13 protein-coding genes are annotated in these 12,029 nt (G+C 72.6%); 11 read left to right on the top strand and 2 right to left on the bottom strand.

The genetic code is table 11. The features are described 5' to 3' along the window. Positions 1–296: 296 nt before the first annotated feature. Entirely contained in the window at positions 297–770 is a 474-nt protein-coding gene (locus BLV72_RS32520; RefSeq protein WP_093466797.1) for a C40 family peptidase, read from the top strand. A 163-nt stretch (positions 771–933) separates the two neighbouring features. Continuing rightward, positions 934–2,169 carry a nucleotidyl cyclase domain-containing protein gene (locus BLV72_RS32515; RefSeq protein ID WP_059145820.1) on the top strand — a complete coding sequence of 412 codons (1,236 nt, stop codon included), beginning with the start codon at positions 934–936 and terminating at the stop codon, positions 2,167–2,169. A gap of 6 nt (positions 2,170–2,175) precedes the next feature. Here BLV72_RS32515 and BLV72_RS32510 read toward each other — a convergent pair whose 3' ends face one another. Next, entirely contained in the window at positions 2,176–2,604 is a 429-nt protein-coding gene (locus BLV72_RS32510) for an ATP-binding protein (RefSeq protein WP_093466795.1), read from the bottom strand. A 278-nt stretch (positions 2,605–2,882) separates the two neighbouring features. Here BLV72_RS32510 and BLV72_RS32505 point away from each other — a divergent pair, with 278 nt between their 5' ends. Both BLV72_RS32505 and BLV72_RS32500 read left to right on the top strand, forming a co-directional pair. Beyond that, a complete protein-coding gene (locus BLV72_RS32505) occupies positions 2,883–3,752 on the top strand; it encodes a helix-turn-helix domain-containing protein (RefSeq protein WP_078639283.1) in 870 nt (289 codons plus the stop codon). A 9-nt stretch (positions 3,753–3,761) separates the two neighbouring features. Next, on the top strand, positions 3,762–3,998 hold the full coding sequence (locus tag BLV72_RS32500) for a DUF397 domain-containing protein (protein WP_093466793.1): 237 nt from the start codon (positions 3,762–3,764) through the stop codon (positions 3,996–3,998). A 66-nt stretch (positions 3,999–4,064) separates the two neighbouring features. Here the strand turns inward: BLV72_RS32500 and BLV72_RS32495 are convergent, their stop codons facing one another. Then, positions 4,065–5,270 carry an 8-amino-7-oxononanoate synthase gene (locus BLV72_RS32495; RefSeq protein WP_093466791.1) on the bottom strand — a complete coding sequence of 402 codons (1,206 nt, stop codon included), beginning with the start codon at positions 5,268–5,270 and terminating at the stop codon, positions 4,065–4,067. A 168-nt stretch (positions 5,271–5,438) separates the two neighbouring features. Here BLV72_RS32495 and bioB point away from each other — a divergent pair, with 168 nt between their 5' ends. The 7 genes from bioB (at position 5,439) to BLV72_RS32460 (ending at position 12,018) form a co-directional block, all read left to right on the top strand. After that, positions 5,439–6,653, top strand: a complete 1,215-nt coding sequence (gene bioB / locus BLV72_RS32490; protein ID WP_093466788.1) for a biotin synthase BioB — start codon at positions 5,439–5,441, stop codon at positions 6,651–6,653. Further along, complete coding sequence (locus BLV72_RS32485) at positions 6,646–7,962, top strand: adenosylmethionine--8-amino-7-oxononanoate transaminase (protein WP_093466786.1); 1,317 nt, start codon at positions 6,646–6,648, stop codon at positions 7,960–7,962. The genes bioB and BLV72_RS32485 overlap by 8 nt, the downstream gene beginning before the upstream one ends. A 100-nt stretch (positions 7,963–8,062) precedes the next feature. After that, entirely contained in the window at positions 8,063–8,767 is a 705-nt protein-coding gene (bioD, locus tag BLV72_RS32480; RefSeq protein ID WP_093466784.1) for a dethiobiotin synthase, read from the top strand. A gap of 71 nt (positions 8,768–8,838) precedes the next feature. Further along, positions 8,839–9,522: a class I SAM-dependent methyltransferase gene (locus tag BLV72_RS32475; protein WP_093466782.1), complete on the top strand. Its 684-nt coding sequence runs from the start codon at positions 8,839–8,841 to the stop codon at positions 9,520–9,522. 147 nt (positions 9,523–9,669) lie between these two features. Further along, complete coding sequence (locus BLV72_RS32470; protein WP_093466780.1) at positions 9,670–10,482, top strand: ABC transporter ATP-binding protein; 813 nt, start codon at positions 9,670–9,672, stop codon at positions 10,480–10,482. Between the two features lie 137 nt (positions 10,483–10,619). Continuing rightward, the gene (locus BLV72_RS32465; RefSeq protein ID WP_093466778.1) at positions 10,620–11,540 is read left to right on the top strand and encodes a TIGR03621 family F420-dependent LLM class oxidoreductase; all 921 of its coding nucleotides are present in this window, start codon (positions 10,620–10,622) and stop codon (positions 11,538–11,540) included. Between the two features lie 52 nt (positions 11,541–11,592). Next, a complete protein-coding gene (locus BLV72_RS32460; RefSeq protein ID WP_093466776.1) occupies positions 11,593–12,018 on the top strand; it encodes a GNAT family N-acetyltransferase in 426 nt (141 codons plus the stop codon). Positions 12,019–12,029 lie beyond the last annotated feature (11 nt).

Raw genomic sequence — 12,029 nt, 5'->3', positions numbered from 1 at the left:
ACCGTCGCCCGAACGGCGGAGCGGGATTCCGGCGGCCCGGGCGGGGCCGGCTTGCGGCCCACGGACGTCCCGGGTCCGTGTCCGCGTCCGCCCCACCACGCCCCGGCACGGTCGTCCGCGCAGGTCACGGGCGCGGAGCGGGGCGGTCGGCACCACCCGAACGGCCCCGCAGTGACCACCGTCACACCGGGCCCTCTCGAGTCGGAACCGGCGGCGCGGCTGCGTGACCATCCCAGGGGACGACAGGACTCCGCCACCACACCGGGGCGGAGTCGGCCCACGAAGGGTGGCGCGTGATGTCTGCGCACATACGTATCCCCAGGATGTTCTCGCGAGCGAGCGCCGTCTCGGCCCTCACCGTCGCCGCTGTGGGGGGCACCGTGGCGACGCCGGGCTATCCACCGGAGGCCGAGGCCGCAACCGCCGCGGCCAAGGCGCTGCGGATCGCGGCGTCGAAGAAGGGCGCACCGTACAAGTACGGCGCGGAGGGGCCCAAGCGCTTCGACTGCTCCGGGCTGACGCAGTACGCCTACAAGCGGGCCGGGAAGCGGCTGCCCCGCACCGCGGCCGCGCAGTACAACCGGACCCGCCATATCAAGGCCGGTTCCCGCAAGGGCGGGGACCTGGTGTTCTTCCACTCCGGGAGCGGGGTCTACCACGTCGGTGTGTACGCGGGCGGCGGCCGGATCTGGCACGCCCCCAAGACCGGCACGGTGGTGCGGCTGGAGCGGATCTGGACCAAGAAGGTCTGGTACGGACATGTGCGCTGACCCGCCGTAGGTGTCAGGGACCGTGGGTAGGTTGACGGGGCCGGGCCACACCGCTGTGGACCGGCCCCGTCGACCACCGGAGGCATCGCATGGCGTACGCGTATCCCGACGACGATGGGTTCCGCGGGGCGCGCGGCGGCGTCGAGCGCGGTCCGGTGCCGGTATGAACGAGCCTTTTCACGGCGAGCCTTTTCACGGCGAGCCCTTCCAGGCCGACCGGACCTACGACCAGGTGTATCTCCTCTTCGTCGACACCTCCGGGTATTCGACGATCGTCCGCTCGAACCCCAGGGACCGCGCCGCCCACGCCTTCGATCTGCTGCGCGAGCGGATGCGCGCCCGGCTCGGGCAGCTCTCGGCGCAGCGGCGCTGTGCCCGCAGCGACTTGTGGAGCTGGCGCGGCGACGGGGGCTTCTTCGCGGTCCATGACGACAGCGAGAGCGTGGCCCGCGATGTCGCGCTGGAGGCGGCCCGCACCTTTCTGACCCTGGATCTGCGCCATCTGCGCGACGAGTTCGCGCAGGCGGGGGTGGACGGGGAGCTGCATGTGCGGATGGCGTTGCACAAGGGGGCGATACGCCACACCGGCGAGGGCCGGACCGGCACCATCCACTCCCCCGACATCAATCTGGCCGCGCATCTGGAGAAGGCGACTCCGGCGGATTGCCTGGCGGTCTCGGAGGATGTGTACCGCACCGCGGGGCCGTATGCCGAGCTGTTCGCCCATGTGGGAAGCCATGAGGGCAAGGACGTCTATCTGATGGCGGGCGACGGCGGGCCGGGCGGGGCGGCCAAGGCGTGGCTGGCGGGCCGGGGGCTTTCGGACGGCTCCCCGGTGCACGCGTATCCGGAGCGGCCGAGCCCCCAGGAGAAGGCGCGGCTGCTGGACGCGGCGGGCGAGGAGGTCCTCGACATGGGGACGGCGCTGCGCACCTCCTCCAGCCGGCTGGTCACCACCGAGCGTCCGGCCCGCTTTCGCGACGCGATCCTCGGGCTGCTGCGCCGGGGCGGCACCTATCGCTGCTATCTGCTGGACCCGTCCTCGGACGCGGCGGCCACGCTCTCCCGCCAGTATCAGGAGGACATGACGCGGAAGATCAAGGATTCGCTGGAGCGGTTCGGCCGCTTCAAGGAGCGCTATGGAGCGGAGGCGGAGGGCTTGCACGTCTATCAGACCGACGAGTTCCCCGGCTTCTCGGCGCTCACCGTCGATATGCACCGGCCGAGCGGGCTGATCCTGTACTCCTCGTACCTGATGGGCACGAGCCGGTACGGGGTGATCGAGCGCGGCGACATGCCGCACTATCTGATCGGCCCGGCCGCCGGGCGGGTCTTCACCCGGATCCGTCAGCTGGCCGAGGCGCGGGCCTCGGAGGGGCAGGCCCAGCGCGTGCTGTGAGCGGATTCAGCGGACCGGCACGGTCCACGGCAGGGCGATCCAGACGGTCTTGCCGCCGTCCGCGGTCGGGGTGACGAACACCTCGCCGCCCGACTCCGCGGCCAGACAGCGCACGATGACCATGCCGCGCCCGCTGTCCTGCTGGGTGGCCAGCGGCAGCCATCTGGGCCATTTGGGATGGCTGTCGGTGATCCCGATCTCCAGCCGCTGCTCGCGGTCGAGCCGTAGGTCCACGGTGAAGGTGGGCGACCGGCCCACGGTGTGCTCCACGGCGTTGGTGGCGAGCTCGGAGACGATCAGCCGCACGGTGTCCGCGGCCTCCCCCTCCTGCCCGAGCCCCCATTCGGCGAGCACGTCCGTGACATAGGCACGTGCCGCGGAAACCGACGCCGGTGCGCTCGGCAGAGTGACGGATGCTTCCTGATGGTCTGCCATGACGGCCTGTCCCTTTCCCGCCGGGGCGCGGCTGCGGACGCGTTGGAAGGTGGAGCTGCGAAGCCGGTGAAGTCGTGGGCTGCCCTGACGGCTCTACGCGTCAGAGTGCCACCGATGCCCGCCGCAACGGGGGCGATCCACCGAGTTATGCATATATCTGTCGCCCAAAGCGGTGAACTCTGCTACGGAAAACCGGATTTGGGAGGCACACTGGGCCACTGGTGCGACACGCGCTGTGGGTGACGCGCCGGCAAGGGGAAAGGCGGGAGGGAGAACTCATGCGGTACGGCCCGGCGGTGCGCCGTCGCAAGCTCGGCGCGGAACTCCGCCGCCAGCGTGATCTGGCCGGACTCACCAGCGGTGAGGTCGCCCTCCGGCTGGGCTGGCATCAGTCGAAGGTGAGCCGGATCGAGACCGGCCGGAGCGGGGCCAAGCCCTCGGATGTGGCGCGGCTGCTGGAGGTCTACGAGGTCGCCGACCCGGAGTTGCGCGCCCTGCTGGAGGCGCTGTGCCGCGGGGGCGCCTCGGATCCGGAGGGGTCACGGCGCGGCTGGTGGTACGCGTACCGCGATCTACTGCCGCCCGCCTACCGGGACTTCATCAGCCTGGAGGCGGAGGCGTCGGACGCGTACACCCTGGAGACCACGGTGGTGCCAGGTCTGCTGCAGACCCCGGACTACGCCCGGGCGGTGACCCTCGCGGCGCTCCCGGATCTGCCGCGGCCCCAGGTGGACTCGCTGGTGGAGGTGCGGATCGCGCGTCAGTCGGTGCTGCACGGCGAGCGGCCGTTGCGGCTGCACGCGGTGCTGGACGAGGCGGCGCTGCGGCGCGAGGTGGGCGGACCCGGGGTGATGGCGGCGCAATTGAGCCATCTGGCCAATCTTTGCGCATTGCCTCAGGTGCAGCTGCAGGTACTGCCATTCTCTATCGGAATGCCCATTGGTATGACAGGTCCTTTCATTATTTTCTCTTTTCCGCACATTAGTGACCTGGACGTAGTAGTTCTCGACCACCTGACGAGTAGCCTCTATCTGGAGCGGAAAGAAGACCTCCGGGCGTACAGCGCCGCGTTCGAAGTACTGCGGACCCGCGCCCTGACACCTGAGGAATCGTTGTCCTTCATCAACAAAATCGGGGGCGGCGCCTGAGGGGGCACCATGTCCAGTATGTCCGCCAAGTCCGTCCACTGGCTGCGCAGCAGCTACAGCGTCGGCATGAACAACTGCGTCGAGACGGCCCTGCTGGGGTCCGACCGGCTCGGCGTGCGCGATTCGAAGAACACAGCGGGCCCCGTCCTGCTGTTCACCCCGTCGACCTGGGTCTCCTTCCTCGAGGGGCTCAAGGACGACGGCCTCGGCTCCGGCACCTCCCGCTCGGCCGGAACCGGAAGCTGATCCGTCAGTGAAGTATCTGTTCCGCTGGTGAACGGCTGATCCGTTCACCCTCCCGTCAGTGACTCATCAGGCGGTCGGCGCGGTCTTCACGATCACGTCGACCGCCCTCTCGACCTGCTCCTCCGTCAGATCCCCACGCGCCGTCAGCCGCAGCCGCGAGATGCCGTCGGGGACGGACGGCGGGCGGAAGCACCCCACCAGCAGCCCGGCCGCGCGGCAGCCCGCGGCCCAGCGCACCGCCTGCTCCGGGGACGGGGCCCGCACCGACACCACCGACGCGTCCGGCCGCACCGCGGTCAGCCCGGCGGCGGTCAGCCGTCCGTACAGCCCCATGGCGACCGTACGGACGCGGGCGGCGCGCTCCGGCTCCCGGCGCAGCAGCCGCAGGCTCGCCAGGGCGGCGCCCACGGCCGCCGGGTTGAGCCCGGTGTCGAAGATGAACGTGCGTGCGGTGTTCACCAGGTGCTCGATCACCCGGGCGGACCCCAGCACCACCCCGCCCTGGCTGCCCAGCGACTTGGAGAGGGTGGCCGTGACCACCACATCCGGCGCGCCCGCGAGCCCGGCCCCGTGCACCGCGCCGCGCCCGCCCTCGCCGAGCACCCCCAGCCCGTGCGCCTCATCCACCACCAGCGCCGCGCCGTGGGCACGGCAGGCCCCGGCGAGGGCGGCCAGCGGGGCGGCGTCGCCGTCGACGGAGAAGACCGAGTCGCTGACGGCAAGGGCGCACCGGCGCGCCGGGACCGCTCCGGCTCCCTCGGCGGCCTCCTCCCGCGTGTCCTCTTCGGCCGCGCCCAGCGCCTTGCGCACGGCGTCCGGGTCGGCGTGCGGGACGACGGCGACCTCGGCGCGGGAGAGCCGGCAGCCGTCGATGAGCGAGGCGTGATTGCCCGCGTCGGAGACGATCAGGGCGTCCCGGCCGCTCAGCGCGGAGACGGCGGCCAGATTGGCGGCGTAGCCGGAGGAGAACACCAGAGCCGCCTCGAAACCGCAGAAGTCGGCGAGTTCCCGCTCCAGTGTGGTGTGCAGCTCGGTCGAGCCGGTGACCAGGCGCGATCCGGTGGACCCCGCGCCCCAGCGCTGCGCCGCCGCGGCCGCGGCGGCCGTCACCTCCGGGTGGCGGGCCAGCCCCAGATAGTCGTTGCTCGCCAGATCGAGCAGCGGGGAGTCGGCGGGCCGGGGGCTGAGCCGGCGCACCAGCCCGGCCCGGTCGCGCCGCTCCCGCTGTGCGTCGATCCATGCGAACGCGTCGTCCGGGCGGTCCTGGGGCATCGGCTGCCTCGCCTCCGTGGCCTCGTCAAGGGCACCGACTGTCGGGTCCGGATAGAACGTAGCCTCCTCCATGCCCGGTCATGGTGTGGCAATACCCACACCCCGATCCGCGCGTCTTGTACGGTCCCTCCTTGGCCGGGAGCGGTGGGGTAGGAAAGGATCGTCGCCATGGACCTGCTGAACACGCTGGTGGACAAGGGGTTGCGGCGCGAATCGCCAACCCGCGAAGAGGCGCTCGCCGTCCTGGCGACCTCCGATGACGAGCTGCTCGATGTGGTGGCCGCGGCGGGCAAGGTGCGCCGCGCCTGGTTCGGGCGGCGGGTGAAGCTCAACTATCTGGTGAACCTGAAGTCGGGGCTGTGCCCCGAGGACTGCTCCTACTGCTCGCAGCGGCTGGGCTCGAAGTCCGAGATCCTCAAGTACACCTGGCTCAAGCCGGAGCAGGCGGCCGCCGCGGCGGGCGCCGGGGTCGCGGGCGGCGCCAAGCGGGTGTGCCTGGTGGCCAGCGGACGCGGTCCCACCGACCGCGACGTGGACCGGGTCTCGAAGACCATCGCCGCCATCAAGGAGGAGCACCAGGACGTCGAGATCTGCGCCTGTCTGGGGCTGCTGTCCGACGGTCAGGCGGCGCGGCTGAAGGACGCGGGGGCGAACGCGTACAACCACAACCTCAACACCTCCGAGGCGACCTACGGCGACATCACGACCACCCACACCTACGCCGACCGGGTCTCGACCGTGCAGCAGGCCCAGGCGGCGGGGATGTCCGCCTGCTCCGGGCTGATCGCGGGCATGGGCGAGTCGGACGAGGACCTGGTGGACGTGGTCTTCTCGCTGCGCGACCTGGACCCGGACTCGGTGCCGGTCAACTTCCTCATCCCGATCGAGGGCACCCCGCTGGCCGGGGACTGGAACCTCACCCCGCAGCGCTGTCTGCGGATCCTGGCGATGGTGCGGTTCGTCTGCCCGGACGTGGAGGTGCGGCTCGCCGGCGGCCGCGAGATCCATCTGCGGACGCTGCAGCCGCTGGCCCTGAACCTGGCGAACTCGATCTTCCTCGGCGACTATCTGACCACCGAGGGCCAGGCGGGCAAGGACGATCTGGCGATGATCGCGGATGCGGGCTTCGAGGTGGAGGGCACCGACACCACGACGCTGCCCAAGCACCGCGCGGACGCGGCTGCCGGTTCCGGCTGCGGCGGCCACGGCGCGGAGGGCGGTGGCTGCGGCCCGTGCGGTGACGCGGCGCCCGCCGACGCCGTACCCGCCCAGGCGGCGGCCGGTGCCACGGTCTCCACCTCGGCGGCCGCGGAGGGCTCCCACGCCGATCTGGTCGCGGTGCGCCGCCGCGGTGCGGGCACGGATCTGCCGCCCAATGCCTGAGCCGCTGACCCCGGCCGAGCTGCGGGCGCTGGACCGGCAGCACGTCTGGCATCCGTACGGCCCGATGCCCGGCCGCCAGGACCCCCTGGTCGTGGAGTCCGCGGCCGGGGTCCGGTTGCGGCTGGCCGAGCCGGTGGAGGGCGTCCGCGAGCTGGTGGACGGGATGTCGTCGTGGTGGTCCGCCATCCACGGCTACAACCACCCGGCGCTCAACGACGCCGCGCGGGGTCAGCTGGACCGGATGAGCCATGTGATGTTCGGCGGGCTCACCCATGAGCCCGCCGTCCGGCTGGCCACCCGTCTGGTGGAGATCACGCCGGAGCCGCTGAGCCATGTCTTCCTCGCCGACTCCGGTTCGGTGTCGGTCGAGGTCGCGGTGAAGATGTGCCTGCAGTACTGGCGCTCCCTCGGCCGCCCCGCCAAGCGACGGCTGCTGACCTGGCGCGGCGGCTATCACGGCGACACCTGGCAGCCGATGGCGGTGTGCGACCCGGACGGCGGAATGCACCGGCTGTGGTCCGGTGTGCTGCCCGAGCAGATCTTCGCGGACGCGCCGCCCCCCGGTTTCGACGCGGACCCCGACCCGGCGTACGAGGCACATGTACGCGAGCTGGTGGCCCGTCACGCCCATGAGCTGGCCGCGGTGATCGTGGAGCCGGTGGTCCAGGGCGCGGGCGGGATGCGCTTCCACTCCCCCGCGCTGCTGCGGGTGCTGCGCGAGGCGTGCGACGAGCACGATGTGCTGCTGGTGTTCGACGAGATCGCCACGGGCTTCGGCCGCTCGGGCACGCTCTTCGCGGCCGAGCACGCGGCGGTGTGCCCCGATGTGATGTGTCTGGGCAAGGCGCTGACCGGGGGTTATCTCACCCTGGCGGCCACGCTGTGCACCCCGCGGGTGGCGGACGGCATCTCGCGCGGCGAGGTGCCGGTGCTCGCGCACGGCCCGACGTTCATGGGCAATCCGCTGGCCACGGCCGTCGCCTGCGCCTCGATCGAGCTGCTGCTCTCCTACGACTGGCGGCAGGAGGTCAAGCGGATCGAGACCGGGCTGCGCGACGGTCTCGCGGAGGCGGCCGAGCTGCCGGGCGTCCGGGAGGTGCGGGTGCTCGGCGCGATCGGCGTCGTCCAGCTCGACCGTCCGATGGACGACGCGGGGATGGCGGCGGCGACGCGGGCCGCGGTGCGCGAGGGCGTATGGCTGCGCCCGTTCCGCGATCTGCTGTACACCATGCCGCCGTACATCACGGGCGACCACGATCTGGCCCGGATCTGCACGGCGGTACGGGCGGCCGCGGCCGCGGCCGTCTGACCCGCCCGCTCCGCTCGCGGTCGGCCTCCCACCCATAGGGACCGACCGCACCGGGGCAGGCCGGGAGCACGAACGAAAGTGAAAGGCAACGGAAACGAAGATGTCAGTACTGGTCGTCACCGGCACGGGCACCGAAATCGGAAAAACCGTCAGCACGGCGGCCGTCGCCGCCGCGGCGCTCGCACGCGGCCGCTCGGTGGCGGTGCTCAAACCCGCCCAGACCGGTGTCGCGGAGGGCGAACCGGGCGATGCCGCCGAGGTGGCCCGGCTCGCCGGTGCGGTGACCCTGCTCGAACTCGCCCGCTACCCCGAGCCGCTGGCCCCCGCCACCGCCGCCCGCCGCGCCGGACGGCCGCCGGTGCGGCCGCACGAGGTGGCGGAGGCGGCCGAGAAGCTGGCCACCGAGCACGATCTGGTGCTGGTCGAGGGCGCGGGCGGGCTGCTCGTACGGTTCGACGAGACGGGGGCGACGCTCGCCGACGCGGCCCGGCTGCTCGGCGCGCCCGTCCTCGTGGTCGCCCACGCGGGCCTCGGCACGCTCAACGCGACCACCCTGACCACCGAGGCGCTGCGCGCCCGCGGGCTGGAGTGCCCCGGCGTCGTCATCGGCAGCTGGCCCGCCGCCGCGGACCTCGCCTCCCGCTGCAATGTGGCCGATCTACCGGAATCGTCCGGTGTCCCGCTGCTGGGCGCCATCCCCCAGGGCGCCCCGGCCCTGCCGCCCGCCGACTTCCGCGCCCAGGCGCCCGGTTGGCTGGCGCCCCGGCTGGACGGGAGCTGGGACGCGGCGCGGCTGGCCGCGTAGCGAGGCCCCCCGCGTGGGCAGAATCCCGGTACCGGTTCCATCGTCCGTACCTGGGACAAGGGGGAGCTCCCATGCCCGTATGCCCTCGCACGCCCCCGCGTGACGCCGTCCACCACCCGCTCTTCGCCCGCTGCTACGCCAGAATGAGCCCACTGGCCGACGAGCGAGCGGGGGTCGGTGAGCTGCGCGGCGAGCTGCTGGCCGGCCTGTCCGGCCGGGTCATCGAGATCGGCGCGGGCAACGGGCTGAACTTCCCCCACTATCCCGAAGCCGTCTCCGAGGTGGTCGCCATCGAACCCGAGCGCCATCTGCGGCGGCTGGCCACCCGGGCGGGGCTGCGGGCCGGGGTGCCGGTGGACGTGGTGCCGGGCGTCGCCGAGGCGCTGCCGGTCAAGAGCGAGGCGTTCGACGCGGCCGTCGCCTGTCTGGTGCTGTGCTCGGTGCGCGATGTGCCGCGCGCGCTCGCCGAGCTGCTGCGGGTGCTGCGGCCCGGCGGTGAGCTGCGCTTCCTCGAGCACGGCCGCGCCGAGGGGCGGGTCCTGGCGACCACCCAGCGGGCGCTGGACCGCACGGTGTGGCCGCTGATGTTCGGTGGCTGCCATACGGCGCGCGAGGTGCGCTCGGAGATCGAGGCCGCGGGCTTCGAGCCGCTCGGCCACCGCCGGCTGCGCATCCCCGAGCGGGGCCCGACCCTGCCGACGTCCCCGTGCGTACTGGGCGCGGCGCGCCGCCCGGTATCGCCTCCGCGTCCGTAACCAAAGGCGCGCCGGACACCGTCTGCGCACCCCGGCATCGCCGTCCCGTCCGTCATCGCATTCCTGTACGTCCGCGTCCGCGGGTGGGCGCATCGGCGGCCGGGTCCCTACCATCGAGGGCACGACGTTCCGATACGGGGAGGCATCGTGTCCACACCGGCGGCAACGAAGACGGACGGGTTCGCGGAGGGCGGCGCCCATGCGGCGGCCCGCGCCCGGTCCCTGACCAAGGCGTACGGCAGCGGCGAGACGGCCGTGCTCGCGCTGGACGCGGTGGACGTGGAGATCGAACGGGGCCGCTTCACCGCGGTGATGGGCCCGTCCGGATCCGGCAAGTCCACCCTGATGCACTGTCTGGCCGGTCTCGACACGGTCTCGTCGGGCCAGGCCTGGCTGGGCGACACCGAGATCACCGGCCTGGGCGACAAGGAGCTGACCCAGCTCCGCCGCGACCGGATCGGCTTCATGTTCCAGTCGTTCAATCTGCTGCCCACGCTCAATGCGGCCGAGAACATCACCCTGCCCATGGACATCGCGGGCCACAAGCCCGACCGGGAGTGGGTGGACCGGGTCATCGACACCCTCGGGCTGCGCGACCGGCTGCGGCACCGGCCCGCCCAGCTGTCCGGCGGACAGCAGCAGCGGGTGGCCTGCGCCCGGGCGCTCGCCTCCCGCCCCGAGCTGATCTTCGCGGACGAGCCCACCGGCAACCTGGACTCACGGTCGGGCCTGGAGGTGCTGCGCTTTCTGCGGGAGGCCGTCGACGAGCTGGGCCAGACGGTCGTCATGGTCACCCACGACCCGAGCGCCGCCGCCCACTCCGATCTGGTGCTCTTCCTCGCCGACGGCCGGATCGTGGACCGGATGGAGCGGCCCACGGCCGAGGCGGTGCTGGAGCGGATGCACATCTTCACCAGGGCCGCGCCCGGGGCCGAGCCGGAACCCGACCCGCTGGGCTGAGCCCCGGGCACCGTCCCCGGCCGGTGCCCGATCGGCCGGACCGGTGCATGAGGGCGAGTGAGCGAGAGTGGGGACAAAGGACCTCGAACGGCGCCGATCTCGGATACGTTCACCGTATCCGCGTTCGAGGAGGGCTCATGGCAAGGCCGTTCCGCTTCGGAGTCAATCTGCTCACCCTTGAATCGGCCGAGGCATGGCGGGCGAAGTGCCGCCACGCCGAGCAGCTCGGCTATGACGTGCTGCTGGCCCCCGACCACCTCGGCAACCCCGCCCCGTTCCCGGCGCTGGCCACCGCCGCCGAGGCGACCGAGCGCCCACGGCTGGGCACCTTCGTACTCAACGCCGGCTTCTGGAACCCCGCGCTGCTCGCCCGGGAGGTGGCCACCTGCGACGCGCTGACCGACGGCCGGCTGGAGCTCGGCCTGGGCGCCGGCTATGTCAAGGCCGAGCACGACAGCGCCGGGCTGCCCTTCGGTTCACCACGGGAGCGGGTGGACCATCTGGTGCGCACCGTGGCCGAGTTGGAGCGTCTGCTGACCGATGCCGAGCACCGGCCGCGGCCCGCGCAGTCCCCGCGCCCGCCGCTGCTGCTCGGCGGCAACGGCGACCGGCTGCTGCGGCTGGCCGCGCGCCATGCGGACATCGCGGCGTTCACCGGGGCGGTGCAGGCCCCCGGCAGACCCCAGGGCGCCCTGCAGCTGATCAGCCCCGAGACGCTGGAGGAGCGGGTGGGCGCCTTCCGCCGCTTCGCCGCCGAGGCGGGGCGGGCGCAGGAGGGGGCGGATGAGCCGGGCGAGGCGATCGAGCTGAACTACCTCATCCAGATGGCCGGGCCCGGCGCCGACCGGCGCGCCAAGGTGCGTGAGCTTTCCGCGTACGCACCGGGCCTCACCGAGGACCAGATGCTGGAGCACCCGGCGCTGCTGCTGGGCGACGCCAAGGAGATGGCGGAGCAGTTGCGGGCCCACCGCGAGCGGTTCGGCTTCTCGTACTTCACCGTGCTGGAGCACAACATGGAGGCGTTCGCCCCGGTGATCGAGGAGCTGCACGGCAGCTGACCGGGTGGAATTCCCGTCGACGCCGCGGTCCGCCCGATGATGGGATGCGGCCATGAACGATCTTCGGATACGGGCCGCGGCCCCCGCCGACCTCGACACCGTGCTCGCCTTCTGGAAGGAGGCGGCGGAGGGCACCAGCATCAGCGACGACCGGGACGGGGTGGCCCGGCTGCTCGACCGCGACCCGGAGTCGCTGCTGCTGGCCGAGCGGGACGGGGAGCTCGCCGGAACGGTGATCGCCGGTTTCGACGGCTGGCGCTGCCATCTGTACCGGCTGGCCGTCCACCCCGGGCACCGCCGCCGGGGCGTGGCGACGGCCCTGCTGGCGGCGGCCGAGGAGCGGTTCACGGCCCTGGGCGGACGGCGCGGGGACGCGATGGTGCGGGGCGAGAACGGGCTGGCCCACCACGCGTGGAGCGCGGCGGGCTATGAGCGCCAGCCGCAGTGGAGCCGCTGGGTCAAGCCGCTGTGCCCCTGACCCGGCGCGGC

This window comes from Streptomyces melanosporofaciens, from assembly GCF_900105695.1.
Taxonomy (GTDB): Bacteria; Actinomycetota; Actinomycetes; order Streptomycetales; family Streptomycetaceae; genus Streptomyces; species Streptomyces antimycoticus.
This window is presented reverse-complemented; position numbering and strand designations above follow the sequence as displayed.

Bases quoted from the DNA above. Each gene is read 5' to 3' on its own strand.
- BLV72_RS32510 (WP_093466795.1), bottom strand. From the start codon at position 2,604: ATGGCAGACCATCAGGAAGCATCCGTCACTCTGCCGAGCGCACCGGCG.
- BLV72_RS32515 (WP_059145820.1), top strand. From the start codon at position 934: ATGAACGAGCCTTTTCACGGCGAGCCTTTTCACGGCGAGCCCTTCCAG.
- BLV72_RS32520 (WP_093466797.1), top strand. From the start codon at position 297: ATGTCTGCGCACATACGTATCCCCAGGATGTTCTCGCGAGCGAGCGCC.
- bioD (WP_093466784.1), top strand. From the start codon at position 8,063: ATGTCAGTACTGGTCGTCACCGGCACGGGCACCGAAATCGGAAAAACC.
- BLV72_RS32495 (WP_093466791.1), bottom strand. From the start codon at position 5,270: ATGCCCCAGGACCGCCCGGACGACGCGTTCGCATGGATCGACGCACAG.
- BLV72_RS32485 (WP_093466786.1), top strand. From the start codon at position 6,646: ATGCCTGAGCCGCTGACCCCGGCCGAGCTGCGGGCGCTGGACCGGCAG.
- BLV72_RS32465 (WP_093466778.1), top strand. From the start codon at position 10,620: ATGGCAAGGCCGTTCCGCTTCGGAGTCAATCTGCTCACCCTTGAATCG.
- BLV72_RS32500 (WP_093466793.1), top strand. From the start codon at position 3,762: ATGTCCAGTATGTCCGCCAAGTCCGTCCACTGGCTGCGCAGCAGCTAC.
- BLV72_RS32460 (WP_093466776.1), top strand. From the start codon at position 11,593: ATGAACGATCTTCGGATACGGGCCGCGGCCCCCGCCGACCTCGACACC.
- BLV72_RS32475 (WP_093466782.1), top strand. From the start codon at position 8,839: ATGCCCGTATGCCCTCGCACGCCCCCGCGTGACGCCGTCCACCACCCG.
- bioB (WP_093466788.1), top strand. From the start codon at position 5,439: ATGGACCTGCTGAACACGCTGGTGGACAAGGGGTTGCGGCGCGAATCG.
- BLV72_RS32505 (WP_078639283.1), top strand. From the start codon at position 2,883: ATGCGGTACGGCCCGGCGGTGCGCCGTCGCAAGCTCGGCGCGGAACTC.